This window comes from Roseobacter sp. (assembly GCF_039970775.1).
Lineage (GTDB): Bacteria > Pseudomonadota > Alphaproteobacteria > Rhodobacterales > Rhodobacteraceae > Roseobacter.
This window is the reverse complement of the sequence record NZ_JBDVLG010000063.1, coordinates 109499-135264: the sequence shown is the minus strand read 5'-3', so window position 1 is coordinate 135264 and position 25766 is coordinate 109499. Positions and strand designations below refer to the sequence as shown.

General features: G+C 60.0%; 22 protein-coding genes. 3 read left to right on the top strand and 19 right to left on the bottom strand.

Annotated features, from left to right (window positions below):
* Position 1: 1 nt before the first annotated feature.
* From ABJH13_RS16985 to ABJH13_RS16920, 14 genes are all read right to left on the bottom strand, one after another.
* Positions 2 to 1078: a LacI family DNA-binding transcriptional regulator gene (locus tag ABJH13_RS16985; protein WP_348407401.1), complete on the bottom strand. Its 1077-nt coding sequence runs from the start codon at positions 1076 to 1078 to the stop codon at positions 2 to 4.
* A 9-nt stretch (positions 1079 to 1087) separates the two neighbouring features.
* Entirely contained in the window at positions 1088 to 2719 is a 1632-nt protein-coding gene (locus tag ABJH13_RS16980) for a dihydroxyacetone kinase subunit DhaK (RefSeq protein WP_348407400.1), read from the bottom strand.
* Between the two features lie 10 nt (positions 2720 to 2729).
* Positions 2730 to 3728 carry an ABC transporter ATP-binding protein gene (locus ABJH13_RS16975; RefSeq protein WP_348407399.1) on the bottom strand — a complete coding sequence of 333 codons (999 nt, stop codon included), beginning with the start codon at positions 3726 to 3728 and terminating at the stop codon, positions 2730 to 2732.
* Complete coding sequence (locus ABJH13_RS16970; RefSeq protein ID WP_348407398.1) at positions 3721 to 4818, bottom strand: ABC transporter ATP-binding protein; 1098 nt, start codon at positions 4816 to 4818, stop codon at positions 3721 to 3723. Before ABJH13_RS16970 ends, ABJH13_RS16975 begins: the two co-directional genes overlap by 8 nt.
* A gap of 4 nt (positions 4819 to 4822) precedes the next feature.
* Positions 4823 to 5011 carry a hypothetical protein gene (locus tag ABJH13_RS16965; protein WP_348407397.1) on the bottom strand — a complete coding sequence of 63 codons (189 nt, stop codon included), beginning with the start codon at positions 5009 to 5011 and terminating at the stop codon, positions 4823 to 4825.
* A complete protein-coding gene (locus tag ABJH13_RS16960; RefSeq protein ID WP_348407396.1) occupies positions 5008 to 5946 on the bottom strand; it encodes a carbohydrate ABC transporter permease in 939 nt (312 codons plus the stop codon). The genes ABJH13_RS16965 and ABJH13_RS16960 overlap by 4 nt, the downstream gene beginning before the upstream one ends.
* Positions 5943 to 6083: a hypothetical protein gene (locus ABJH13_RS16955; protein WP_348407395.1), complete on the bottom strand. Its 141-nt coding sequence runs from the start codon at positions 6081 to 6083 to the stop codon at positions 5943 to 5945. Before ABJH13_RS16955 ends, ABJH13_RS16960 begins: the two co-directional genes overlap by 4 nt.
* Complete coding sequence (locus ABJH13_RS16950; RefSeq protein ID WP_348407394.1) at positions 6083 to 7030, bottom strand: sugar ABC transporter permease; 948 nt, start codon at positions 7028 to 7030, stop codon at positions 6083 to 6085. Before ABJH13_RS16950 ends, ABJH13_RS16955 begins: the two co-directional genes overlap by 1 nt.
* A gap of 96 nt (positions 7031 to 7126) precedes the next feature.
* Positions 7127 to 8446, bottom strand: a complete 1320-nt coding sequence (locus ABJH13_RS16945; protein ID WP_348407393.1) for an extracellular solute-binding protein — start codon at positions 8444 to 8446, stop codon at positions 7127 to 7129.
* Positions 8447 to 8708: 262 nt separating this feature from the next.
* On the bottom strand, positions 8709 to 9131 hold the full coding sequence (arfB, locus tag ABJH13_RS16940) for an alternative ribosome rescue aminoacyl-tRNA hydrolase ArfB (RefSeq protein ID WP_348407392.1): 423 nt from the start codon (positions 9129 to 9131) through the stop codon (positions 8709 to 8711).
* Positions 9132 to 9408: 277 nt separating this feature from the next.
* Complete coding sequence (locus ABJH13_RS16935; protein WP_348407391.1) at positions 9409 to 10029, bottom strand: queuosine precursor transporter; 621 nt, start codon at positions 10027 to 10029, stop codon at positions 9409 to 9411.
* A 90-nt stretch (positions 10030 to 10119) separates the two neighbouring features.
* Positions 10120 to 10971: an esterase-like activity of phytase family protein gene (locus tag ABJH13_RS16930; protein WP_348407390.1), complete on the bottom strand. Its 852-nt coding sequence runs from the start codon at positions 10969 to 10971 to the stop codon at positions 10120 to 10122.
* Positions 10972 to 11000: 29 nt separating this feature from the next.
* Complete coding sequence (gene mepA / locus ABJH13_RS16925) at positions 11001 to 11930, bottom strand: penicillin-insensitive murein endopeptidase (protein ID WP_348407389.1); 930 nt, start codon at positions 11928 to 11930, stop codon at positions 11001 to 11003.
* Positions 11927 to 13258, bottom strand: a complete 1332-nt coding sequence (locus ABJH13_RS16920) for an MFS transporter (RefSeq protein WP_348407388.1) — start codon at positions 13256 to 13258, stop codon at positions 11927 to 11929. The genes mepA and ABJH13_RS16920 overlap by 4 nt, the downstream gene beginning before the upstream one ends.
* Before the next feature lie 155 nt (positions 13259 to 13413).
* Between ABJH13_RS16920 and ABJH13_RS16915 the strand changes: the two genes are divergently transcribed.
* The 3 genes from ABJH13_RS16915 to yaaA all read left to right on the top strand — a co-directional run bounded on the left by ABJH13_RS16915 (position 13414) and on the right by yaaA (position 16667).
* Positions 13414 to 13701, top strand: a complete 288-nt coding sequence (locus ABJH13_RS16915; protein WP_348407387.1) for a YggT family protein — start codon at positions 13414 to 13416, stop codon at positions 13699 to 13701.
* A gap of 100 nt (positions 13702 to 13801) precedes the next feature.
* Positions 13802 to 15847: a DNA helicase RecQ gene (recQ, locus tag ABJH13_RS16910; RefSeq protein WP_348407386.1), complete on the top strand. Its 2046-nt coding sequence runs from the start codon at positions 13802 to 13804 to the stop codon at positions 15845 to 15847.
* A 40-nt stretch (positions 15848 to 15887) separates the two neighbouring features.
* Positions 15888 to 16667 carry a peroxide stress protein YaaA gene (gene yaaA / locus ABJH13_RS16905; protein WP_348407385.1) on the top strand — a complete coding sequence of 260 codons (780 nt, stop codon included), beginning with the start codon at positions 15888 to 15890 and terminating at the stop codon, positions 16665 to 16667.
* On the opposite strand, the gene ABJH13_RS16900 is transcribed toward yaaA, so the two are convergent.
* From ABJH13_RS16900 to ABJH13_RS16880, 5 genes are all read right to left on the bottom strand, one after another.
* Positions 16652 to 18865 carry a response regulator gene (locus ABJH13_RS16900; RefSeq protein ID WP_348407384.1) on the bottom strand — a complete coding sequence of 738 codons (2214 nt, stop codon included), beginning with the start codon at positions 18863 to 18865 and terminating at the stop codon, positions 16652 to 16654. The two genes, yaaA and ABJH13_RS16900, sit on opposite strands and share 16 nt — an antisense overlap.
* A 126-nt stretch (positions 18866 to 18991) precedes the next feature.
* On the bottom strand, positions 18992 to 21034 hold the full coding sequence (locus tag ABJH13_RS16895; protein WP_348407383.1) for a glutamine amidotransferase: 2043 nt from the start codon (positions 21032 to 21034) through the stop codon (positions 18992 to 18994).
* A complete protein-coding gene (locus ABJH13_RS16890) occupies positions 21031 to 23808 on the bottom strand; it encodes a DUF4159 domain-containing protein (protein WP_348407382.1) in 2778 nt (925 codons plus the stop codon). Before ABJH13_RS16890 ends, ABJH13_RS16895 begins: the two co-directional genes overlap by 4 nt.
* The gene (locus ABJH13_RS16885) at positions 23805 to 24701 is read right to left on the bottom strand and encodes a DUF58 domain-containing protein (protein WP_348407381.1); all 897 of its coding nucleotides are present in this window, start codon (positions 24699 to 24701) and stop codon (positions 23805 to 23807) included. The genes ABJH13_RS16890 and ABJH13_RS16885 overlap by 4 nt, the downstream gene beginning before the upstream one ends.
* The gene (locus tag ABJH13_RS16880) at positions 24698 to 25705 is read right to left on the bottom strand and encodes a MoxR family ATPase (RefSeq protein WP_348407380.1); all 1008 of its coding nucleotides are present in this window, start codon (positions 25703 to 25705) and stop codon (positions 24698 to 24700) included. The genes ABJH13_RS16885 and ABJH13_RS16880 overlap by 4 nt, the downstream gene beginning before the upstream one ends.
* Positions 25706 to 25766: the final 61 nt, after the last annotated feature.

The following is a 25766-nucleotide window of genomic DNA, read 5'->3' as shown; positions in this document are numbered from 1 at the left end:
GTTATCCTCCCGTTGTGCTGCCCGGATCGGGCGGCAGATTTTCTTTGATGTACACGTCAATGCGGATGCGTTCTTGGGCCATGTTGATGGGCGCATTGTCACTGTGGGCGCGCATGATGCGCACGGCGCTGCGCACCAAATGACCCGAATCTTGGCTGATCACCGCATCAAACAGCCCGCCCCCTAGGGCCATCCGCGACAGAGGCGTGAGTTCATGCGCGATAATAATAGGGTGTGTGGGCCCGCGATGGTGATCAATATACCGGACCAGCCCGGCGTTGCCCGCAGCTGATGAATAAATCCCCAGAATATCGCGCCCAGAGGCCAGGGCTTGGGGCAAAAGCCGTTCGATCAGGTCGGGGTCATCGCGGCCTTCAAGGGATGCCAAAACCGTCAGGTTCGGGAAATCGCGGGCCATGACTTCGTCAAACCCCAGCCGCCGTTCAAGGTGGTCGCGCGCCAGCATAGAGCCCGTCATCACCAGCACGTCGCCCGTGACGGGCCCCAAGAACCGCCCCATCAATTGGGCCGCCGTGCGCCCGGCCGCGATATTGTCGATGCCCACGTAGGCGTTGCGTTCCGAGCTGGGAATGTCGGACACCAGCGACACCACCGATACGTCATGCGCGCGCAATCGCGAGATACTGTCCCGGACTGATGGCGTTTCGGGCCCGAAAATCGCCACCCCATCGACCTGCGCGGGGTTCAGCGCATTGATGGCATCGGCCAACGCCATGGGGTCAAACGCGGGCACGCGCAGGCAAGACACTTGGGTTCGGTCCCGCTTGAGCCCCTGTGACAGGTCATTGACCTGCTGTTCGATCAGGTCGACGAATTCGTTGTTGGTTGCGGGCAGGATAAACAAGAACCGGTAGATCCGGCGACGCGCCAAATTGGCGGCGGCTGTGTCGCGCACATACCCCAGATCGGCGATGGCGCGGTTGACCTTTTCAACGGTTGTTTTGCGCACACCGGGGCGTTCGTTCAGCACACGGTCGACGGTGGCAAGGCTAACCTGAGCCACGCGGGCAATGTCGTTTACAGTTGGGTTTAAAGGCGTGTCGCGGCCGGGCTTCATAGGGGCGTGTTATCCATCCATCGTGGTGGCCAGTCCTTCAAACAGGCGGGCCACGGCTTCGGCGCCTGGGTCCGTGTGCCCGATCAGGTTTTCTTCGGGGACATATGCGGCGCGCCCGGCCTTAGCGCGGCCCATGGTTGCGGTGGTATTTGCACCTGTGCGGGCGGCGCGCGCGGCGTCGGCAATGCCTATATGCAGCGTATTCAGCGCGGGGTGCAATGCATCAATCATGGTCCGGTCGCCTTGCTGGGCGCCGCCGACCTGACTGATCCGCTCAAGGCCGGTTTTCAAGGCTTCGGTGGTGGGTTTACCGCTGGCGCAGGCATCGCCGGTGGCGCCAAAGAAGATCGCAAGGATAACACCAGATGACCCGCCCATGGTCTGGCTAAGCTCGTTCCCGACCGCACGGAAAAGCTGCGTCAGGTCCGCCAGTGGCATCCGGTCCATGGATCCTTTCAACGCGCGCGCCGCAGTGGCTAGCGTGCTGCCGGTATCGCCATCGCCCGATTTCGCATCAAGCGCGTTCAGGTCCGTTTCGGCTGCGATTAACAGATCGCAACAGGTTTCGATCAGGTGACGGGTGGCTGGGTTTTCGGACGGGATCGGCTGGATCGGGCTTAGCCCATCTGGAAGGGGTTTGACGGTCACAGGTGCCAGCGCCGTCATCCCCGGCCAATCGTGCATCGGCACGGGGTGCGACAGCGCGGCCTCCCGCTGGGGCGTGAGCGGCAAGACCGATACGGAAAACCCATGCATATCCAGCGATGTCATCATCGGGGCGGGGCCGATCACCGCGGTGATCTGACGGGCCTTTTGCGAGGTCGTCAGCGCATGGGCCAACACGGCCATTTCCAGCGGCGTGGTTGACCCCAGATTGTTCACAAGCGCCACGTGGCGATCACCGTCCATATGTGGTGCCAGCTTGTCTAGCACCATGCCCATCGCGGATGCGGCGCCGTCAAAGGCCACCTGTTGCACCCCGGCCTCGCCGTGAATACCCAAGCCCAACTCGACCATGCCAGCGGCGATGCGGTCTTCTTTGGGCGAACCGGGAACGGTGCATGTATCCAGCGATGTCCCGATAGAGGCCATGTCGGTCACGGCGTCTTGGGCGGCCTGTGCCACGGTGGCCAGATCGGCGCCGGTTTCGGCCAGATACCCCGCGATTTTATGCACGAACAATGTGCCCGCGACACCGCGCGGTTGCGGCAGGTCTGGCAGGGCGATGTCGTCATCGACGATCACCATGGACACTTGCAATCCATACGCGCGCGCACGCTCTGCGGCGAGGCCAAAGTTCAGCCTGTCGCCGGTGTAGTTTTTGACGATCAGCAAGCAGCCCGCAGCCCCCGTGACGGCCAAAATACCCGCAAGGACCGCATCCACCGACGGCGAGGCAAAGACTTCGCCACACACGGCAGCGGTGAGCATACCGGGGCCGACAAACCCCGCATGGGCAGGTTCGTGCCCGGACCCGCCCCCCGATATCAGCGCGACGCGTGATTTATCCCAGTCACTGCGGCAGACCACCTTGATATGCGGATACCCATCGAGCCGGTGCAACGCGCCGCCTGATGTCGCCAAAAGCCCATCGATGGCGTCGGTGACCAATGTGTCTTTGCCGTTGATAAACTGTGCCATGATCGGTTCCTTATTCGTAAATACGGCCGCCGTGTGTGTCGAAACACAAGGGGTCTTGCGGCGTAATCTGGATCTCGTTGCCGGGGGTGTAATCGGCGTGGGGGTCGGCCAGGGTGATGATGTCATGACCATCGAGGTGAAGGTGCAGGCGCGTGTGATCACCCAGTCGTTCCAGCCGGGTGACGCGGGCGGCGCGGCCCGTGCCTTGGGTCACATGTTCGGGGCGCAACCCGATGTGATGCGCGCCTTTGGGGGCCGTGCCAAACAGATCGGCCGGCAGGATGTTGATGCGCGGTTGACCCAAACGCGAGGCAACATAGACGGAATTGGGGTTTTCGTAGATGTCGCGCGGGGTGCCGAACTGCACCAGCCGTCCTTCGTTTAGAACACCCACGTGGGTCGCCATGGTCATCGCTTCGATCTGATCGTGGGTCACATACAAGATCGTGGCACCAAGGCTGGCCTGAATGCGCTTGAGCTCGATCCGCAGGTCGGTGCGCAATTTGGCATCAAGCGAGCTTAGGGGTTCGTCCATCAAATAGACCTGTGGCTCGCGCACCAAGGCCCGCCCGATAGACACGCGTTGCATTTCACCACCCGACAGGGCCGTCGCTTTGTTGTCGAGTTTGTGCGCGATTTGCAGCACCTCTGCGACTTCGTTGACCTTGCGGGTGATCTCGTCTTTGGGCGTGCTAAGAATAGGCGATTTCAGCGGAAATTCCAGATTTTCGCGCACGGTCAGATGCGGATAAAGCGAATATTGCTGGAACACCATCGCCACGTCGCGCTGGGCGGGCGTTTCGTCGGCGACGTCGCGCCCGCCAATGCTGATACTGCCCGCGTCCAGCGTTTCCAGCCCGGAAATCAGGCGCAGGGTGGTGGTTTTGCCAGCCCCTGTCGGCCCCAATAGCACCACAAACGCCCCGTCGGGGATCGTCATGTCTATGCCCGCCACAGCCGCCGTATCGCCAAAGGATTTGGACACCGCTTTCAGGATGACTTCAGCCATGGGCGAGGCTCCCTTCGTTGAGCGCAGAGCGGAGCGCGCCGCCGGTGGTTTCATCGAACAACGTGATGGTGTCGGGTTTGAACCGCAGCCCGATGTTTTCGCCCACAGTTGCGACCTGACCGGCAGGCACGCGCGCCTTTAGTTCGCCGTTGGGGGTATCTAGCGTGATGATCTGCGTGGTGCCCAGGTATTCGGTGGCTAGCACCTCGCCACGGTAAGTGCCCGCATCAGATAACGTGACATGTTCGGGGCGCACGCCAAACACCAGCTTGCCAGACGCGCCCTGTCTTTGGAGGGGCACGGCCATGGAATTCCCATGCAGGTCGACCCTGTCTGCGCCGTTGGCCACCGCACCGTTGAACCGCAGAAAATTCATCGACGGCGAGCCAATGAAATCGGCCACGAACATCGTTGCGGGCTTGTCGTAGATTTCTTGCGGTGTGCCGAATTGTTCGACGACCGCGTTGTTCATCACCACGATCTTGTCACCCATCTGCATTGCCTCTAGTTGGTCGTGGGTCACGTAAACGGTGGTGGCGCCCATGCGGTCGTGCAGGGCGCGCAGTTCTTCAGACATATGTTCGCGGAACTCTGCATCCAGCGCGCCAAGGGGTTCGTCCATCATAAAGGCCTTGGGGTCGCGCACGATGGCACGCCCAAGGGCCACGCGCTGACGGTCGCCGCCCGACAGGCCGCCCACGGGTTTTTTCAGGATGTCGGTAATGCCAAGGATCTCGGCGACCTCGTGGACCTTGGCCTTGACGGCGGCGCGCGGCATGCCCTGACTGACCAAAGGATAGCTGAGGTTTTTCCGCACATTCATATGCGGGTACAGCGCGAACATCTGGAACACAAAGGCGATGTCGCGTTGGCTGGGGGGCTTTTGGCTGATCTCTTCGCCGTCGAGGTAAATCTCGCCGCCGGTGGGCAGTTCCAGCCCGGCGATCATGCGCAGGGTTGTGGTTTTGCCACAGCCCGACGGCCCCAACAGCATGAAAAATTCGCCGTCCTCGATGGTAAAGCTGGATTCCCTGACCGCAGTGAACGCGCCAAAATCCTTGCGGACGTTTTTGATGATAATCTGGGCCACGCGGTTACTCCGGAAAGTGGCTGACGATGATAAACATCACCGTGCCGATAAGTGTGGTGATGAAGGAATAGGTGAACCCCCACATCACAAAGGGTTGCATCAGCATGAACACCCCAAGCGCGATCAGGATCGTCGCGACGATTTCCCAAGGGCCGCGTTTTAGGCGCAAAAGACCGGATATAAAGGTGCTCATTTCCGTACGGCTCCGAAGGTGATGCCACGCAGCAGATGTTTGCGCAGGGCCACGGTGAATATCATGACAGGCAGTAGGAAGATCGTGGCACCTGCGGCGACGGCGGGCCAGTCGAGCCCCCCAACACCGATGATTGTGGGGATAAAGGGTGGCGCCGTTTGTGCCGTGCCCGAGGTCAGCAGCACCGCAAAGGCGTATTCGTTCCAGGCGAAGATCAGGCAGAATATCGCGGTCGAGGCGATGCCTGTCGCGGCTTGTGGCAGCACGACTTTGTAGAACGCCTGAAAACGGGTGTAGCCATCGATCAACGCGGCCTCTTCGTATTCGCGGGGGATTTCGTCGATGAACCCCTTGAGCAGCCAAACCGCGAGGCTGATGTTCACCGCCGTATACAGCATGATCATACCGAAATGCGTGTCCGACAAGCCCAGCTGGCGGTACATCAGGAAAATCGGGATCGCCACGGCAATGGGCGGCATCATCCGTGTGGACAGGATGAAAAACAACAGATCATCGGCCAGCGGGATTTTGAACCGACTGAACGCATAGGCGGCGAGGGTCCCTAGAAAAATGCTCAGGAAGGTCGAGCCAAAGCCGATGATCACCGAATTCAGGAACCGTTCGCCGAATTTAGAGGGGCCAGCGATGACCATATCGTATTGGCGCACGATGTCATCGTACCACGTTTGTGACGGGTTGGCGGCGAGGAATTCTTCGGTTTGGCGGGTGCGGGTGGTGAACAGGTTGACGTATCCTTCGAGGGTCGGCTCAAAGAACACCTTGGGTGGGTAGCTGATCGCATCGGCGGGTGATTTGAAACCCGTCAGCATGATCCACGCCAGCGGTATCATGGTGATCAATGCGTATAGGATCACAAGAGACCCCGCGAACCACTTGGATCGGGCGCTGGGGCGGGTGACCGAGAAACTGCTCATGACGGGGTCTCCGCAGGGTCGGGGGTTGCGTTGGTGTTTGCGTGGTGGGCCATGGCGGCGCAGGCTGCCGCGGCCTTGGACAGCACGGCGACGTCTCGTGTGATGCGTTTGGACAGGTGTGCTTGGTGGGTGGGCATCACCGCTCCTTCACTTTGTTCAGTGCTTTGACGTAGATGCTGGCCAGACCAAACACCGTGACAAACAAGATGATCGCGTAGGCCGACGCATACCCCGTGCGCCATTTCTCAAACGCCTCACGCTTGAGGTTGATAGACGTCAGTTCGGTCGTGGAGCCGGGCCCACCGCCAGTGAGTTGCACAACCAGGTCGAACATCTTGAAGTTCTCGATCCCACGGAACAGCACAGCCAGCATAAGAAACGGCAAGATCATCGGGATCGTGATCGTGCAAAACTGCCGCAGTTTGGACGCGCGGTCGACCTCGGCGGCTTCGTAGATGTAGTTGGGAATGGACCGCAGCCCGGCAAGGCAAATCAACATCACAAAGGGCGTCCACATCCAGGTGTCGACAATCACGATAGACCACGGGGCCAGATCAACAGATCCGAGCATTTCGAAACTAGATGGTTCCTTGCCGGTGAAAAACGCAATGATGTAGTTGAACAGGCCAATCTGCGGTTGGTACAGAAATTTCCAGAAATTCCCGACAACGGCTGGCGACAGCATCATCGGCAGGACGATAATGGTCGTCCAAAGATCATTGCCTCTGAATTTCTTGTTGATCAGATACGCAAGGGTGAACCCAATCAAAACTTGCAACGCAATGGTCCAGAACAAGAAATGCGCCGTGGCCTGCATGTTCAGCCAGATGTCTGAATCGTTCAGGATGCGTTCGTAATTGCGCAAGCCAACGTATTCGACGTCGCGGTTGGGACGGTTGGCACGGAAATTCGTAAAGCTGAGATTTATCGTCCAGATTAGCGGAAAGATATTGATCGCGAGCAATAGAAAAATCGTGGGCCCGACAAAGATCCAGGCAATGGCGCGGTCGCTCAGGCCTTTGATCTTGCGGGCCATCGCTGGTGGCGTTGTCGCCGCAACACGGTCGAGTGGGGTTTCAGTCATCTGGCACAGCTTTCCCGGCGTAGGGTGGCCCAAAGGCGCACCCTACGGGTTGAGAGATCGGACAGGGCGGGGGTTATGCCGCCCATGTGGGTCGGGTCAGAGTTTGCCTTCGTCTTCGAAGGTTTCGGTCCAGTCTTCGATCAGTTTATCCAGCGCTTCTTGCGCTGTGCCCTGATCGGCGACGACATAGTCATGGACCCGCTTTTGCATCGCCAGCAACAGTTCGGCATAGGCCGGTTCTTGCCAGAAATCCTGCACGGCACCCATGGCCTCTAGGAAGTCACCTGCAAAGGGCGCGCTGTCCTTGAAGGTCGGGCTTTCCAGCACATCATTGTGGGCAGAGTACCCGCCCAGATCCCACCACTTTTGCTGAACCTCGGGGTTGGCGAACCATTTGATATACTCAAGCGCGGCGTCTTGGTTTTCGGAATAAGACACAACCGAGATCCCCTGACCGCCCAATGTCGACCCGGCCTGATTTTGCGGCGGGTTCACAAAGAAATCGATCTTTTCGCCGCCGGTGTTTGGATCGGCGTAAAGCCCCGGAAAGAACGCGAACCAATTCATTGCCATCGCAACCTGGCCCGATTTGAACGCATCCAGCGATTCACCCATATAGGAATTCGTGTAGCCGGGCGGTGTCGCAGTTTCGTAGAATTCCTTATAGAATTCCAACGCTTCTACGGCCTGAGGCGAATTTACTGCGCCCTCCATATCGTATGAACCGGGCGTCGTTTCGTATTTGAACCCCCACGGGTACAGCGCCCCGGTCACGCCCATGGTGATGCCTTCTGACCCACGTTCGGTGAAGATCGCAGCGCCATAAACGGTTTTGCCGTCGATCTCGCGTTCCTGAAAGAACTGCGCAACCTCGAGCAGTTCGAGCTGGGTGGTGGGCTCGGCCAATTCGCGGCCGGTTTCTGCTTTGAATGCGGCGCGGATGTCTTCGCGCGCAAACCAGTCTTTGCGGTAGAACCACCCGTTTGCGTCGCCCATGGCGGGCAGTGCGTAGTAATTTTCGGACCCTTTGGGCCACGTGGAATAGGCGTAAACCGTCGCATCGGCAAAGTCGCTCATTGCGATGCTTTCGGCGGCAAAGAAATCGTTCAGCTTGACGTAATGGCCGTTTTCCGCGCCGCCGCCGATCCATTGGCTGTCGCCGATCAGCAAATCGCAAAGGTCGCCGCTCGAGTTCAATTCATTCAGCATCCGGTCGGCAAAGTTGGGCCATGGGATGAACTCAAAGTTCATTGTGTGGCCGGATTGTGCTTCGAATTCTTTGCTAAGCTCGACCAATGCGTTTGCCGGATCCCAAGCCGCCCAACACAATGTTAGATCATCGGCCTGTGCGGATGCGCCAAAGCCTGTTGCAACCAAGCTCAACACACTGACGGCCGTCAGTTTTGAATATGTCATATGATACCTCCCTATTGCCCCGCCCAATCGGTCCCCCCCGATTCGGCATCTGGACAGCTCGACGCTAGATGAGGGGCGTACCTCATGTCGATATATTTTTGAGGTGCGTACCTCTTGATTGGTGCTAAAATATTGCACCGTAACAATATTAACTTTTTATCAACCATGAATTTGGGCATTTTATTCGGCTAATAGTGCCCCATACAGGGGCCATTACGTACCGTGCAGTTGCAGAAAATGCGCCCGGTTTTTCGTACCCGTGTCAGTCCGTATCTTTGATCGGGCCGCGCATTGCTTTGACCTCTCCACGGGTTTTCTTAGCCTTGAGACGGCGCTTTTTGGACCCAAATGTTGGCTTTGTCGGGATGCGTCTTTTGGGGGCCACAAGCGCCTTGCGGATCAGGTCGGCGAGCCTATCGCGGGCGATGTCACGGTTGCGCGCCTGGCTGCGGGTTTCGTCACATTGGATGATCAGCGCGCCTTCGGTTGTCCACCGTCTGCCTGCCAGCCGCTTTAGTCTCGTCTTGACCGGGTCAGGCAAAGACGGAGATCGGGCCGCCTCGAACCGCAGTTCCACGGCGGTGGCGACCTTGTTGACGTTCTGCCCGCCGGGCCCAGAGGCGCGGACAAAGTTCTCGGTCAGTTCCCAGTCGTCGATGCTAATATGTTCGTTGATGCGCAACATATCTGCCTTTTGGCACGAAATGACGCCACGAAAAAGGGCCGCACTTTGCAGTACGGCCCAATCGAATGGTTTCAGGAGGGGGATCGGTTAGACCGATGTCCACTCAGGAGTTCTGCCCATCAAGGGCTGCCTCAGCAGGCGACCTCCAAAGCTGTTCCGACACCTCGCTCCAATACCGTTCTTGACACTGGATCACCTCCTTTACCTATCTGTTTCTGATATAAGAAACGTCGCACAGGTTTCAGAAATCACCAAGCGATTTTTTGTAAACAAAACCTTAATGCGCGGGGGCGAGCCGAGCGGTAATGAGCCGGAAGGGCACCAGCGCGATCAGCGCGAGCGACAGTTTGACCGCCCAATCCGCGACCGCCAGTGACACCCACAGCGGTGCTGCGGGGCCCACACCCAGAACAGGCAAAATATCCCCGGCCCAGCTGACATCATTGCCGGGTTCGATAAACGTAAGGCTGGCGGCAAAGGCAATGGTGAAGAAAAGCGCGGTGTCTATGGTGCTGCCAATCAGGGTCGAGGCCAGCGGCGCGCGCCACCACCGCCCGTCGCGCAGCGCCGAAAAGATCGCCACGTCCAGCAGTTGTGCGGTCAAGAATGCCAACCCAGAACCAAGCGCGATGCGCACGGTCACCAGTGGGCCGAATTCACCGATAATCTGGGTGCCGATCAACGAACAGACCAACCCGACCAAGAACCCGACCAATACAACGCGCCGCGCGGGGCCTGCGCCGTAAACGCGGTTCATGACATCGGTCACCAAAAACGCGAGCGGATACGTAAACGCCCCCCACGTCAGCCATTGGCCGAACAAAAACTGAACAAGAATATTGGAGGCCACGACAATGGCGGCCATGGCAAGAATACCGGGAAGGTGAGCACGTGTCATATGATGTATCCGTTTTGGCAAGGGTGCGGCACTTGGTCGGATCTCATGACCGACGATGGGTCTTTATGTGGTCTGACGCGCGGGTGCAAGTCACTCAGTAAGGCTGTATTCGACCAATTCGGTCCGTTGGAAGAACTGATAGTTGTTGTCGGATACCATGATGAGGCGCACGCCAGTGTTGTCGTGCCAGACGCTGAGGCCTTCGAGATTATCATGGATGCCGGGGCCGGTCATGAGCAATGTTTCTTCGGAATAGGGCGAGGCGTTCAGATCAAACCGGCGCACACGCGTGCGAAAGCCGAGCGGTGTGACCGAGCGTTCTAGGACATACAGGCGCCCGTTTTCGTCAAAATCTGCCCCAACGGGGAGAAAACTGCCGCGCCGTGGGATCGTGCCGACCTGCTCAAATGAGGCGCCGTCGTACCGGATGAGCGGGATCGGGGTACGGGACCAGATCGTACGTTCTGGAAGCATGTAAAGCGCGCCGTCAGGGTGGCGGGCTAAGGCTTCGAACCCTGCATTATGGTCCAGTCCAAAACTGCTGGGCGGACGTAGCGGGGGGCTTTGCGGCGCTCCATCCATGTCAAAGCGTTGCACGCGGTGTTCTCGTTCGAATGCGATCATCACCATACCGTTGGGTAAGGTGACCAAGCCTTCGGCATCGGTGTACGTGCGATTTGCGCGTTTGGATCTGTCAACTTTCAGGGGTGCGATATCTTGAATTTTGACGTCTGTGATGTGCCCATCGCGGCGCTTTAAGGTCGCCGACACCATGAACCCAGTATCAGCGACAACCGTGATGTTTGCGCCGTCGTCGGTCATTTCGATACCCGAAAGGCCACCGAACCACGTGCGCGGAACGTCCCACGTGAAACTGCTAATATGCTGCGCAGGTTGGTCACCTTCCCATGGGCCCGGATACGCCGTTAGAATCCAGAGCACGCCACCGAGACCTAAACCTGTCAGCAGCGTTACTGCAAGACGTCGGCGCATTGTTGGGGCAAATCGGCAAGCAAGATTTGGCGGCGTGGTCTGGGTGCCGGGGCGTTTGGGTCGGGTGGTGGCGGGTTCAGGATGTTGTTGACCCAAGCCTGCGCATCGGCGCATCCGTCGCCTGCGGGGGGTGGTGCCTGATCAATGCAGCCTTTCGCCCCGTCCGGGCAGGCCAGCCGCACATGGAAATGATAGTGGTGCCCATACCACGGCCTGATTTTATTGAGCCAACTGCGGTCGCCCGTGGCGTCTTTGCACATCTGAACTTTGGCGCCGGGAAAGATGAAAATCCGCGCAACGCGTGGGTCAGAAGCGGCCGCTTTCAGGATTTCGTGGTGCTGTGGGGTCCAGTTTTCGTTCACAAACGCGCCGCGATCACGGCGCAAGGAAATGGAAGAAATGCTTTCACGTTGTGGCACAGACAGCGCAAGATTATCGGCAGGCCGCAGCCATATATCGGCATCAAGCCCGATCTGGTGACTGGCGTGCCCAGATAGCATCGGCCCCCCTCGCGGCTGGCTTAAATCGCCGACATAGAGCCCGTTCCAGCCGGGTTGCTGCGCGGCCGCGCGGCTGAGATCTTGAACATAGGCGACGGTGGCAGGGTGGCCCCAATTGCGGTTTCGCGACAGCCGCATGGCCTGCCATGTGGGGCCCGTTTCGGCCAACTGCGCGGCGCCTGCAACACATCCCTTGGCATAGCTGCCAAAGGGCGCAGGCGTCCCGGCCGAGGCGGCTTGTTTCGCCCCAAAAAGCTGTTTGGCGGGTTTGTCGCTTTGCGCGTGCCCCGATGTGCCGATGGTGGGCAAAATCGCCGAGGCCTGCGTCGTCGATTGTGGGGTCCCGTCCGAACACGCGGCAAGACCAACCGTCAGGGCAAGGGCGGCGGCAAGAGGGCGGAGTGTCATGTGCTGAAATCTCCATTCGGCTTGACCCAAGCTAACAGGATCAACCCGCATATGAACAGTCCGATAATCGGCGTGACGCCAATTTGCTGAGACCCGCTTATGGCGGTAACAATGCCGACCAGAAGCGGCGCCAGAAAACTGGTCGCCTTGCCGGACAACGCATATAGCCCAAACCCTTCGGTCATGCGTTTTGGGTTGGCTTGCCGTACCATCATCGTGCGGCTTGCCGATTGCAACGTGCCACCAGCGGCACCGATCAGCGCGCCGATGACGTAAAATGCGATGTCGGGCGCGCTGCTGCCTGTGGGCACGGCGATGCCAAAGAGGCTGTCGCGTGACACGAAAACAATAGCGATGGCGACGCCGGTCAGCACAACGATAGACAGTCGGATCACCCACGCCGGGCCAAAATAGACGTCGGCTTTGCCGCCCAACCATGCAAATAACGCACCCGCAATGATCGCAACGATCCCGAACACCCCTGTGTCCACCACCGACCAGCCCAGCACGCCCTGCGCGTAGATCCCCCCGAACGCATAGATCCCGTTGAGCGCATCGCGGTAAAACATCGACGCCCCAAGGTACGAAAACAGCGACGGCGTTTTGGGTAAATGGCGCAGGGTGGCGCGCAGATCACTTAGTGCGGCGCGCACGGCCCCGGCTGCGGGCGCGGATGGTTTTGGGTCACGCACCCACGCAAAGAACGGGACCATAAAAACGATGTACCACAGCGCGGTCAGCGGGCCGGAAAACCGCGTGCCCTCGCGGGTGTCCGGGTCCAACCCCAGCGCGGGGTCCAGCCCGATAAACGTTTTGCCCGTCTCGGCGTTTTCGGCGAACAACAGCAGCATAACCACCAAAGTGACCAGCCCGCCAACATAGCCGATGGCCCACCCGGTACCCGAAATGTGGCCGATGTCTTGGCGCGGGCCCAGATCGGGCAACATAGCATTTACAAAGATCGTCGCGAATTCCATCCCGATCAGACCCAGCACGAAAAGGCCCAAGACCAGCGGTAGATTAAACGCATCAGGGCTGGCCAACCACAGCCCGGCACTGCCCACAACATACAGCGCCGAAAACCCCCAAATGAACCGGATCCGCCCGCCCGTTGTGTCGGCAATCGCGCCCAAAACGGGGGCAAGCACGGCAATAATAATGCCCGCCGCGGCAATGCCAAACCCCCATGCCGCCTGCGCCTGCGCGCCGTCTTGCATGATTTCGGCCACGTAGGGGGCAAAGATAAACGTGATCAACAAGGTGTTGTACGGCTGGCTGGCCCAATCAAAGGCGTACCACCCCCAGATGCGTTTGCGTGCGGTGTTCATCGCGGATGCCTGCCTTGTTTTGGTGGCGCAGGTAGAGCAGGCGTAACCGTATCAGGCAAGCCTCGCTTTGGGTTTGATCAACCATGACGGGCTTGCGGCCTTGCGAAATGCGGGCGCGTTGCTTAACTGGACATCACGCAAAGAGAGGTCTGCCGATGCAATCGCTGTTCGAAATCCTGATGTTGCTGCTGAACGTGCTGTGGTTTTTCATCATCGCGCATGTGATCATGAGCTGGCTGATCAATTTCCAGGTGTTGAACACCCAACAACAGTTGGTCGCGCAGATCTGGCATATGTTGAACCGTATCCTTGACCCGATTTATAGCCGGGTGCGTCAGATTTTGCCGCAGATGGGCGGGATCGACCTTGCGCCGCTGGCAGTGCTGTTGGCGGTCGCGATTTTGCGGATCGTGCTGGTGAACAACTACGCGCTGTTTCTCTAGCGTCTGACCGCAGTGTGGGCCGATGGGCTATCGGGGCTTGCTCGCGATTCCTGAGTATGTGAGTCTGCGGCAAACAGCAGATCAATCATAAGGAATAGGCATGTCGGGCGCGTCGGAGCTGTTGAGCACTGTCTTTGGCTTCGAGAGCTTTCGTCCGGGTCAGGGTGAAATCGTCGAGGCCGTGGCCGCAGGCGAAAACGTGCTGGCGATTATGCCGACGGGTGGCGGTAAATCCCTGTGTTTCCAATTGCCTGCGCTGATGCGTGATGGCGTCACTGTGGTGATTTCGCCGCTGATCGCGTTGATGCGCGATCAGGTGCGCGCCCTGCAAGAGGCGGGCGTGGTCGCGGGCGCGCTGACATCCGTCAATACGCCAGAAGAAACCGATGCGGTGTTTGATGCGCTCGCCGAGGGGCGGCTCAAGCTGCTGTATATGGCGCCAGAGCGGTTGGCAGCGGGCGGCACCGTGGGGCTATTGCGGCGGTCCAACGTGTCTATGATCGCCGTCGATGAAGCACATTGCGTCAGCCAATGGGGCCATGATTTTCGCCCCGATTACCTGGGCATTGGCGCGTTGCGCCGCGATCTAAACGTGCCTTTGGCGGCGTTTACCGCCACCGCGGATGCCGAAACGCGCGTTGAAATCGTTGAAAAACTGTTTGATGGCGAAGCCCCCCGTGCATTTCTGCGTGGGTTTGACCGGCCCAATATCCATCTGGCCTTTGCCGCCAAGGATGGCCCCCGGCGGCAGATTCTCGACTTTGCATCCGCGCGCAAAGGCCAATCGGGCATCGTTTATTGCGGAACGCGGGCCAAAACAGAAAGCCTCGCCAAGGCGTTGCGTGACGCCGGGCATGCCGCGATGCACTACCACGGGGGCATGCAGGCCGACGATCGTCGCGATGCCGAAACCCGGTTTCAACGCGAAGACGGGCTGATCGTCGTGGCAACGGTGGCCTTTGGCATGGGCATCGACAAACCCGATATCCGTTGGGTGGCCCACGCCGATCTGCCCAAATCTATCGAAGCGTATTACCAAGAGATCGGTCGCGCGGGGCGTGATGGCGCGCCCGCCGAAACGTTAACGTTATTTGGGCCCGAAGACATCCGCCTGCGCCGCTCGCAGATTGACGAAGGTCTGGCCCCGCCAGAACGACGCGCCGCAGACCACGCGCGATTGAACGCATTGTTGGGTTTGGCCGAGGCGCTGACATGTCGCCGCGCCACGTTGTTGGGGTATTTCGACGAACACGGCGTGACCTGCAACAATTGCGATTTATGCGACCGGCCTGCAGACGTGTTCGACGGGACGACAGCGGTGCGCAAGGCGCTATCGGCGATCCTGCGCACGGATGAATGGTTCGGCGCCGGGCATCTGATCGATATTTTGCTGGGCAACATGACGGATAAAATCCGCCAACGTGGGCACGATAGCCTGCCGACCTTTGCGGTGGGCAAGGAATATGACCGGCGCGGTTGGCAGGCTGTTTTTCGGCAGATGATGGGGCATGATTTGGTGCGCCCTGACCCGGAACGGCACGGTGCCCTGCGGATGACCGATGTGGCGCTGCCGATTTTGCGGGGCGAGGCAGAAATTTCGCTGCGCCGCGATAGTATCCGGGCCGCAACCGCATCGCGGCGCCCGGCGGTCAAGGCGATGGTGGCCGAAGAAGACGCGCCGCTGCTGTCCGCGCTCAAGGCCAAACGTCGCGCTTTTGCAGAAACCGCCAACGTCCCCGCCTATGTGATCTTCAACGACCGCACCCTGATCGAGATGGCGCAGGCCCGCCCGCAAACGTTGGATGACATGGCCGGGATCAGCGGGGTTGGCGCCAAGAAACTAGAACGCTATGGCGCTGATTTCTTAGAGGTTATCGTGGGTGAGGCGCAGCAGATGCACCCAACCCGGCGCAAATTGGCCGGGCGCGAGGCCGGGTCTGTCTATGATCAACTACTTGCCGCGCAGGCTGATTTGGCCCGCGGCGCCGAAGGTGTGGACAAACCTCTGAGCTGCTCTGCGTCACTGTTGGCGAAGGTGGCACAGATGCCATCGCCGGATGCGCCTGCTTTGGAACGACTGCTGGGTGACCGACGTGCAGAACGTTTTGGTCCGGCCTTTCTGGACGTGTTGCGTCAGGCGGGCTAAGTCCTGCGTGAACCGGATGAACAAAAGTAAGGATCGACGAATGTTGGTGGCAATTTCACCAGCCAAACGGCTGGATTGGGCAGAACGTGACGTGGCGATGACGGATCCTGCGTTTCAAGACGATGCGATTCGTCTAGCCGAGACGGCGCGTGCGCTGACGTTGGGGGACCTCAAAAGCCTGATGGGGTTGTCGGATGATTTGGCGCAACTGAACCGCGACCGCTTTGCCGCCTTCCAAGACACACCAGACGCGCAGGTTACGCGCCCGGCCGCCTTGGCGTTTGCGGGCGATACGTATCAAGGGTTGGACGCGGCAACCTTGAACGCCGAAGATATGGATTGGGCGCAGGACCATCTGCGCATTCTGTCGGGCTTGTACGGGCTTTTGCGCCCATGTGACGCCATCCAACCGTACCGTCTAGAGATGGGCAGTCGGTTGAAAAACCAACGCGGCGGGAATTTGTACGACTATTGGGGCGATGATCTGTCGAACGGCCTGAATGCCTTGGGCGACACGGTTGGCGCAGACATTCTGGTGAATTGCGCCAGTCAGGAATATTTTGGCGCGGTTCCAACCAAGGCGTTGCGTCTGCGCGTGGTGAACCCTGCCTTTATGGAAGACAAAAACGACGGCAAAGGCCCCCGTATCATCAGTTTCTTTGCCAAGAAAGCGCGCGGCGCAATGGCGCGGCACATCATCCAAAATCGGTTGACCAACGCAGATGATGTGCAAGGTTTTGACGTGGATGGGTATGTGTATCGGGACGATCTGTCCGGGTCTGAAAAACCTGTGTTTGTACGCGATCATCCGGCGGCTTGATCGGGTAGCTCTTGTTTGGGGTTCAACGCATTTTCGGGGCAGTAGTCTAGGATATGCGCGTGCAATTCGGCCTTACGCACGGGTTTTGACATGTAGTGATCCAACCCCACGGCTAGGATATCGACATTGTCACCTTCCATGGCGTGGGCCGTCAACGCGATGATAGGCACCTGACGGCCCGAGGCCTGTTCGAGCGCACGGATCTGTCTCGTGGCTTCTTTGCCATCCATCCGAGGCATCGAAATATCCATAAAGACCAGATCAGGCGTAAAATCGGTGTAGGCTTCGACGGCGTCTAGGCCATCATTGGCGAATTTCAGATCTACGTCCAAGGTCTTGAGCATCTTGCGGAAAACCAGTTGGTTGGTTTTGTTGTCCTCTGCGGCCAAGATCCGCATGCGTCGCGGTTCTGTCGCACCTTGTTCTGGCTGTTGCGGAACGTCAATTGAGGGTGTCTCGTCGGCGTCTGTATCTGGCGCGCTCCACGCGGCCAACCATTCCAACATATCCCGGCGAGCGCAGGGGCGCTGGTAAATACCGTCGACGTTCTCTTTGGCGGGATCTGCCGCGGCATAGCCGATGTTGGCGCTGAGCAGGTGCATAGGCATGCGGTGCCCGGCATCCCGCGCTGTCTTTGCAAACTGCAATCCGTTCATGTCCGACATGATGTGGTCAACCAGCACCAGATCGACGCTTCGATCCAACAGCCCCAGTGCAGTGGCCGCATCTGCGCAGGGCGTGACTTTGAGCCCCAGCTGTTCCAGCTGCAACGACAATATCGTGCGGCTCGCCTCGACGTTGTCGACGACCATCACATGGCGCAATTGTTCCGGCAACGGCGGATGGGTCAACGGCACCGTTTCATCCGTCGGGAAGGTCACTTTAAACCCGAAACATGAGCCTACGCCTTCTTCTGACGTGAGCCAGATTTCCCCGTTCATCATACGGATCAGGTGGCGCGTTATCGCGAGGCCAAGACCGGTTCCGTCAAACTGCCGGTTGCGTTCACTTTCGACCTGATTGAATTCGCCAAAGACATGTTCGATCATATCCGAAGGGATGCCGATTCCGGTGTCTTCAACGGTGACATTTAGCGCGACAGTGCCCGCGTCATTGCCGGGATCGCCGCGGACTTTGATCGTCACGTGACCTTGGCTGGTGAATTTGACGGCATTGCCGACCAGGTTGGTCAAAATTTGTCGCATGCGGCCGGGATCACCCACAAAACCAGACGGCAGGAACAGGTCGTAATCCAACAGCAGTTGCAATCCTTTGTCGCGCACAGACGATTGCAGCAACATCATGATTTCGAGAATAGAGTGTTCCAGATCAAAGGCTTCGGAATGCAGCTGCAACCGCTCAGCCTCGATTTTGGAATAATCGAGGATGTCGTTGATGATCACTAATAACGCTTCACCAGAGTTTTTGATCGTGTCGACATACAACCGCTGTTCGTCATCCAAAACCGTATCGACCAGCACGTCCGCCATGCCCACAACGCCATTCATCGGGGTGCGAATCTCATGGCTCATATTGGCCAGAAACGCCGATTTCGCCTGATTCGCGGCCTCGGCACTGGCGCGCGCTGTCTTGAGCTGCTCTTCGTATTTCACACTCTCAGAGATGTTGAGCCCAAGCGAAATAATATCGCCGTCTGGCCCGCGCCGATCAATGACTTTGATGTATTCGCCGTTCCACAGGCGGATCACGATCTCTTCTGGCTCGACTTGCTGGATCCGGTCGATCATCTGTTGGCGCCAAATGGGGGGCGGCGTTTCGCCAATATCCACGATCCCCTCGTCGGTTAGGATCTGTAGGATCGTGACGTAACTGACGCCGGGTTTAATGTCTTCCAACCCTTCGAAAACCGCCAAATAGGCACTATTGGCCATGATCATTTCGAGGTCGGGTGTGAAAAAGGCAAACCCATCGTTGATCGTGGTGATAGAATGCCACAGCCGACGTTCCACGATTTCGATTTTTTCATGCGCGGCAGAAAGGTCAGATTTGACCCGCTGGTTTTCGTTGCGCACGTTGGCGACTTCGGCGCGTGTTTCAACGATCTCGTGGGACAATTTTTTGGCGTGTTCCCCAAGTTTGCGATTCGCAGCAAAAAGTTCCGCCTGCTTGAGTTCAAGCAAGCGTTCTGCGGCCAGTCGCCCACGCCGTTCTTCTGCCAGTTTCGTGGCAAGTGTCATCGGTTCACCGGTATCCTTGAAACCCTTGTGCCGCAGTCTCTACAGTCGAGGTGAATAACTGTTTAACCACGCCGCAGAGGGGTCTGTGAATCTCAAGGTTCAGGGCATCAAGATGGCTCTAAATGCTCAACGACGGCCCTCGCGCAGCCACGCTGCCGTCAAAAAACCCAATGAAAGCAACAAGACCAACCACCCGGGCAACAAAGCCGTTCGGCGCAGGTCTCGTGTTTCAAATGCGTTGCGAGGGGTCAGGCCGATCCAGCCTCGTCCGGCGGCTGGCCTGCCGATTCGCACGTTTCGCAACCGCGGCAGACCGTCTTCGACTGCCACCGCGCCCCCCCGCAGCCCTGCAATGACCGGGGCCAGAACGTCGGGTGTTGCGATGGTTTGTTCAAATTCACGCGGTGCTGCAGGGCCAAGGCCAATCACGGCCATCTCGTCGCCGTTTTCCAGCCGGTAGAGGCCGATCTCGGGGCCCTCAAAGGGTGTTTCGAAAATACCGGGGCTGGTTTCTGTCAGTTCCAGCACGACGGTGTTGCCCGAAGGGTCGGTGATGGTCACGGGGGGCACATCCGCCGACAGGCTGCGCCGCTGAATGCGCATGGTCTGGCCGATGGCCTCTGCGGTCAGGGCTTCTTCTTCCAGTTCGGGTTCTTTCATCATCCAGTGCGCCAACCGCCGCAGCAGCTCCAATTGCGGGCCGCCCCCTTCATACCCGCGGTTCCACAGCCACGCATGATCAGACGCCAACATGGCCACGCGGCCCTCGCCGACCCGGTCGAGGATCAACAGGGGCCTGTCATCTATGCCGGTCATGACGGTATCACCACGCGACGCCGTCACGTCGATTTGACGCAACCAACGCCCCCAGTCACCACGCCCGGGCAGGCCTGTGGTCACGGGGTGCCGGTCTCCCAAATCGGTGACGGTGGGGCGGTATGGGGCGTCGATCACCCGCGCGGTGGGCGACGCGGGCAGTACCCCCCCCAAAGGCGTGCGAAAGATGCTATCGGCACCGGCAAAATCAGCGCCCGCGGCCACCAGAACCGCGCCACCCTGACGGATATAATTCGCCACGTTTTCCAGATAGAGCGCGGGTAAAATGCCGCGCCGTTTGTAGCGATCAAAGATGATCAGATCAAAGTCGTCGATCTTTTCCAGAAACAATTCGCGGGTGGGAAAGGCGATCAACGACAGTTCGCTGACGGGGACGCCGTCTTGTTTTTCTGGGGGGCGCAGGATGGTGAAGTGCACCAGATCGACAGAACTGTCTGATTTCAAAAGGTTACGCCACGTGCGCCCGCCGGGGTGGGGTTCGCCTGATACCAACAACACGCGCAACCGGTCGCGGACCCCGTTGATCTGGATCAACGCGGTGTTGTTGCGGTCGGTCAGTTCACCATCGGCCTGCGGCACGGTAAATTGGATCACGTTGCGCCCGCCGTGGGGCAGGGTGACGGGCAGCTCGATGTCTTGCCCAAGCGGTACTTGAAAGGTCTGGGGTGGCGCGCCATCCACCGAAATTTCCAACGGCGCAACACCGCTTGATTGCGGGGCGGCCCCCATGTCTTCGATTCGCAGGGTCAGCGTGACGGGCTCGTCGATGATGGCAAAGGCGGGCGCGTTGCGGATGCTCAGCCGGCGGTCCCAATCGGTGGATTTTCCTGTCATCAACACGTGCATGGGGGCGGGCAGATCCAGCGGCAGACCTGCGTCGTGGATGCGTCCATCGGTCAGGGCAAGGATTCCCGCGATGCGCGATCGGGGTTCTTCGGCCAGCGCGGCAGACAGGGCTGTCATCAGTTGCGTGCCCGCGTCGCCGTCGCCGTCTGGCACCGTGATGCGGCGCACTTCGGTGTTGGCGCGGGCCCCGATTTGGGCGGCCAACGTATCGGCGGCAGACGCGGTTTGGTCGGGCCGGTCGGCCAAGGTCTGGCTGGCACTTTGGTCTTCGAGCAGCATGACGATATCTGTCAGCGGGGCGCGATCTTCTTGTTGGTAGGACGGGCCGGTGAGGGCCGCCAGCACCACCAAAGCCGCCAGTGCGCGCAGTGGCCAGCTGTTTAGGCCACGCAGCCCGGCCAGCACAACACCGACACCCGCAACCCCCGCGATGATGGCCAGAAGGGCCCACGGGATCAGCGGATCAAAGACAACAGCACCCGTCATTGGCCGAGCCTGTCAAGGAGCGCAGGCACATGCACCTGGTCTGATTTATAGTTGCCGGTCAGCACATGCATGATCAAATTCACCCCAAACCGAAAGGCCAGTTCGCGCTGGCGTTCTCCGCTAAAACCACGCCCGATGGGGACCATCGGTGCGCCATTGGCCGTGACCGCCCACGCCGACGCCCAGTCATTGCCGCCAATCACCACCGGGGTTACCCCGTCGTTGAGGTTGCGAAACGGCATGCCTTCGACTTGTTCGGCACCGGGGGTCGCGGCCTCGACCCAAACATCGCGGCTGCTGTGACGGCCGGGAAAGTCCTGCAACAGGTAAAACGTGCGCGTCAGCACGTGGTCAGCCGGCAGCGGTTCGAGCGGCGGAATATCCAGCGGTGCTGCGAGATCTTGCAGTTTGCGGCCGTTGGGGCTTGTCGTGCCGAACCGTGCGACATCCGCGTCGCGGGTGTCAAACAAGATCAACCCGCCAGATCGCAGATAGGCGTTTAGCTTGGCATATGATTCCGCCGAGGGGCGCGGTTGGTCAGGCGTGACCGGCCAATACAGAATGGGAAAAAACGCCAGCTCGTCTTGTTCTAGGTCGACCCCAACAGGGGCGGCGGGTTCAACAGACGTGCGGAAATACAACGTGTCGGATAGGCCCCGTAACCCGGCCTCTGACAGGTCATCGACGTTGCGGTTGCCGGTGCGAACATAGGCCAGCACAACTTCAGACGTGGCGTTCAACGCAAAGGTGTCGTCTTGTGCGGTTTGCGCGTGTGTATCATAGGGCATCGCCATGGGCATCGCGGCTGTTAGCATGATGGCGACGGCCCGGTTGGCGTGCCCCAACAGACGCCCGGACAAGGCCAAAGACGCCACCACATCCGCCACCAAAAGCAGGATAGACAGGCTAAGCAACCAACCGGCAATAGGCTGCTCCGGCGGCACGGTAAAGCCCGTGACCGGGATGCGTGCAGGCCACGCGGCAGGTGTCAGCGTGGCATCCGGCCCGATAACGTTGCGCGCCAGACGTCGGTCGCCCGATGCATAGATACCCGGTTGCATGTCGGGGCCGGGCGGCGCGGTCAGAAGATCGGCCCCCGCAACGCCGGGCAAATTGCCCGCATCCCGTAGCGTGCCGAACCCGTCCATCACCATGTCGGGCGTCCATGTGGTGCCATCCAGCTGGGTGGCATCGGGCTGTGCCGATGAACTGGACACGGCGAGGCGTTCTAACATTTGCACGAACAACCCCGACAGCGGCAAGGTGGACCAATCAGCGGTGGCGGTGATGTGAAACAGCACAATCTGCCCTTGTTCGCGGGCCTTGCGCGTCACCAGCGGTGTGCCATCGGTGAGCTCTGCGATCACCCGCTCGGCCAATGTTGGGTCGGGTTGCGCCATGACTTGGCTGGTGATCTGCACGTCACCCGGTATCGCAAGCCCAAAGAACGGGGATGTCTCGCGGAAAGGTGCTAGCGCTTTGGGTTCGCCCCAGCTCATGGCGCCGCCAACCGTGCGCCCACCGGAGCGCAGGCGTACGGGCATCATGGGGTCTTCGTCGTCGCGGCTGACATCACTGGCGGCAACGCGTGGCCCGGAAAACCGCACCAATAGGCCGCCTGCGTCGATCCATGCGCCGAGGCTGGCGGTTTCAGCGGGCGACAGGGTCGCCACATCGGCCAACACGATCACGTCAGGGTTTGCGGGCAACACATCGCTGATCGCACCGCGGATAAGGTCTGCGTTTGGGGCCAGCGCTTGTTCAATATAGTGCAAGGGCGATAGCAGCTCGAGGCCCTCGCGGCTTTCGCGTCCGGCAATTAATGCAACCTCGCGGCGCCGCAGGCTGTCATCGGCGAGGGTGGTGCTGCCTGCGGAGCGTTGGCCTTGCAGGTCAAACCGGGTGATGCGCGCGCGCAGTTCCGCCGGAAGCGCCAGCGCGGTTGTTGCTGTTGTTTCACCGGCGGCAAATGTCGCCGTGGCGGTGGCCAGAATGCGGGCGTTTCCGGCTGGGTCACGGCCGCGCGCTTGCACCGTCATCTCGCGGTCAGGTCCGGCGGTGGCACGCAGCGCGCGCAGTTGTACCGCGCCATCCTCGAACCCCGCAGGGGCCATGGCAAACACGTTGGCGGCGGTCTGGTATACATCGACATTGCCGCGGGTCTCGAAGGTGGCAAGGGCGGTATCGCGGCCGGGGTAATCCAACCCGTCGCTAAACCACAGGGTGTCGAAATCAGGGATGTCGGTCAGGGCAGCGATCGCCTGTGCGATGCGGGCCTGATCTGGTTGCCACGGGGCCGGTTGCAACCCCGGCAGGCGGCTGCGCCATGCATCGGCGCTTTGGAAAACGGGCGCTTGCGGGCGGGCCAGATTGAGAAACGCAACGGGCCGTTCGGCACGGCTGGCGCGGGTGAGCTGCGCGGCGATCGCGTCTTGTTGGTCGGACCAGCGGGTGGCACCGGCCCAGCTGCCATCCAGCACGATCAGCAGCGGCCCGCGCCCTTGGGCCTGCGTGTCTGCGGGGTTTAGCACCGGCCCGGCCAGCCCAAAAATAACCGCTGCTGCCGCCAACATGCGCAGCAACAACAGCCACCACGGCGTGCGGTCAGATACCGCTTCGTCATCACGCAGACCCAACAGCAGCGCAACACCGGGAAAGCGCCTGCGGGTCGGGGCGGGGGGCACCGCGCGCAGGAGGATCCACAAGATCGGCAGCGCCAGCAACGCCAGCAACAGCCAAGGGGCCGTAAAGCCGATACCACCCAGAACCGTCATCGCACGCCCCCTGTATCCAATGCCCGGTACAGCCACAGCAACGCCGATTGCGCAGCACTGTTGGTGTGGTGCAGCCCGTATTGCCAGCCGGTCACCGCGCAGAGCGCCTGCAGCTCTGATTTGCGGTCAGCCAGACGTGACAGATACCGGTCGCGCAGGTCGTTCGCCTTGAGCGTTTCATGCCGCAGACTGCCGCCAATGCTTTCGAATATGGTGCGCCCGCGAAACGGAAACGCCTCTTCGGAGGGGTCAAGCACCTGCATCAACACGCCGCGCACGCCCCTGTCGGCGGCTTTGGTGAGCGCCAGTTTGATCTCATCCAAATCCCCCATGAAATCCGAAATGAACAAGGCCCGCGCCGACGGGATCATCGCACGGTGTTCGGGGGGCGCGTAGTCGTGGGCGGCATCGGTGCAGAACATTTCGGCCAGACGCAAGATCTGTGTGTTGCCACGGCGCGGCGGCAGGGCGGTGCCGGTCAGTCCAACGCGTTCGCCGCCCCGCACCAGTAGGATCGCGGTGGCCAGCCCCAAAAGCCGCGCGCGGTCTGCTTTGGTGTGCACCTTGTCATCGCTGGAAAACCGCATGGACGCGCCTTGATCGACCCATAACATCACCGATTGCGCGATCTGCCATTCGCGTTCGCGGACAAATTCCTGATCGCCACGGGCCGACCGCCGATGGTCTATCATGCGGCGGCTGTCGCCCATTTGCGCCGGGCGGTATTGCCAGAAATCATCGCCCATACCGGCACGTCTGCGCCCGTGATCGCCCAGCAGGACGGCCCCCGCCAAATGTTCGGCCCGCGCCAATAGCGCAGGCAGGCGGGCGGCGGCTGTTTCCGCCCGCGCGCGCAGGTCAGACGGGGTGAGGGAGGGCGCGAGAGGGGTCACGCGGCGGCCTGCGCCCCGGTTAGGTTCGTGGCGGTGGTGTCGATCAGATCTGCAAGGCTATCGCCTCGCGCCCGCGCCGCAAAATTCAGCGCCATCCGGTGGCTGAGGACAGGCCGCGCCATATCCAGAACGTCTTCGGCGGAGGGAACCAACCGCCCTTGCAGCAACGCCCGCGCCCGCACCGTCAGCATCAACGCCTGCGCCGCACGCGGGCCGGGGCCCCATGCAACGGTATCGCGCACCTGCGCCGATACACCGTCTTCTTCGGGGCGGAAGGCGCGCACCAAATCAAGGATCATCTCGACCACGCTGTCGCCCACGGGCATCCGACGCAGCAACTGTTGGGCGGCCAGCAATTGATCGGCGGTGAAGACCTCGGTCGCTTCGGCGTCGGTGTCACCGGTGGTGGCCAGCAAGATATCACGCTCTGTGTCGCGGTCGGGGTAGGCCACGTCGATTTGCACCAAAAAGCGATCTAATTGGGCCTCGGGCAGCGGGTAGGTGCCTTCTTGTTCAATCGGGTTTTGCGTGGCCAGCACATGGAATGGCACGCCCAGAGCGCGGTTTTCGCCCGCCACAGTCACGGTTTTTTCTTGCATCGCCTGCAACAGTGCCGATTGCGTGCGCGGCGATGCGCGGTTGATCTCGTCGGCCATCATCAATTGGCAGAAAATCGGCCCCTCGATGAACCGAAACGCCCGCGCGCCATCTGGGGTGGTGTCCAACACCTCAGAGCCCAGAATGTCGGCGGGCATCAGGTCTGGCGTGAACTGCACCCGGTTGCCGTGCAAACCCATCACGGTCGATACGGTTTCGACCAGTCGTGTTTTGCCCAGACCGGGCAAACCAATCAGCAACCCGTGTCCGCCACACAACAGCGCCGTCAATGTCAGGTCAACAACGCGTTCCTGCCCGATAAAGCGGTTGGTGATCGACGCCTTGGCCTGCGCCAACTGGGCCCCCAGTGCTTCGATTTCTGTGACCATGTCTTCCGCTTCGCTCATGACAACGTGCTCCGATGATTTATATACGTAGTGTAAGTCTATCGCGCTTGGGGGAAATGGC

Coding starts and splice junctions, on each gene's coding strand:
- ABJH13_RS16985 (WP_348407401.1), bottom strand. CDS start 1,078: ATGAAGCCCGGCCGCGACACGCCTTTAAACCCAACTGTAAACGACATT.
- ABJH13_RS16980 (WP_348407400.1), bottom strand. CDS start 2,719: ATGGCACAGTTTATCAACGGCAAAGACACATTGGTCACCGACGCCATC.
- ABJH13_RS16975 (WP_348407399.1), bottom strand. CDS start 3,728: ATGGCTGAAGTCATCCTGAAAGCGGTGTCCAAATCCTTTGGCGATACG.
- ABJH13_RS16965 (WP_348407397.1), bottom strand. CDS start 5,011: ATGAGCACCTTTATATCCGGTCTTTTGCGCCTAAAACGCGGCCCTTGG.
- ABJH13_RS16960 (WP_348407396.1), bottom strand. CDS start 5,946: ATGAGCAGTTTCTCGGTCACCCGCCCCAGCGCCCGATCCAAGTGGTTC.
- ABJH13_RS16955 (WP_348407395.1), bottom strand. CDS start 6,083: ATGCCCACCCACCAAGCACACCTGTCCAAACGCATCACACGAGACGTC.
- ABJH13_RS16950 (WP_348407394.1), bottom strand. CDS start 7,030: ATGACTGAAACCCCACTCGACCGTGTTGCGGCGACAACGCCACCAGCG.
- ABJH13_RS16945 (WP_348407393.1), bottom strand. CDS start 8,446: ATGACATATTCAAAACTGACGGCCGTCAGTGTGTTGAGCTTGGTTGCA.
- arfB (WP_348407392.1), bottom strand. CDS start 9,131: ATGTTGCGCATCAACGAACATATTAGCATCGACGACTGGGAACTGACC.
- ABJH13_RS16935 (WP_348407391.1), bottom strand. CDS start 10,029: ATGACACGTGCTCACCTTCCCGGTATTCTTGCCATGGCCGCCATTGTC.
- mepA (WP_348407389.1), bottom strand. CDS start 11,930: ATGACACTCCGCCCTCTTGCCGCCGCCCTTGCCCTGACGGTTGGTCTT.
- ABJH13_RS16920 (WP_348407388.1), bottom strand. CDS start 13,258: ATGAACACCGCACGCAAACGCATCTGGGGGTGGTACGCCTTTGATTGG.
- ABJH13_RS16915 (WP_348407387.1), top strand. CDS start 13,414: ATGCAATCGCTGTTCGAAATCCTGATGTTGCTGCTGAACGTGCTGTGG.
- recQ (WP_348407386.1), top strand. CDS start 13,802: ATGTCGGGCGCGTCGGAGCTGTTGAGCACTGTCTTTGGCTTCGAGAGC.
- yaaA (WP_348407385.1), top strand. CDS start 15,888: ATGTTGGTGGCAATTTCACCAGCCAAACGGCTGGATTGGGCAGAACGT.
- ABJH13_RS16900 (WP_348407384.1), bottom strand. CDS start 18,865: ATGACACTTGCCACGAAACTGGCAGAAGAACGGCGTGGGCGACTGGCC.
- ABJH13_RS16895 (WP_348407383.1), bottom strand. CDS start 21,034: ATGACGGGTGCTGTTGTCTTTGATCCGCTGATCCCGTGGGCCCTTCTG.
- ABJH13_RS16890 (WP_348407382.1), bottom strand. CDS start 23,808: ATGACGGTTCTGGGTGGTATCGGCTTTACGGCCCCTTGGCTGTTGCTG.
- ABJH13_RS16880 (WP_348407380.1), bottom strand. CDS start 25,705: ATGAGCGAAGCGGAAGACATGGTCACAGAAATCGAAGCACTGGGGGCC.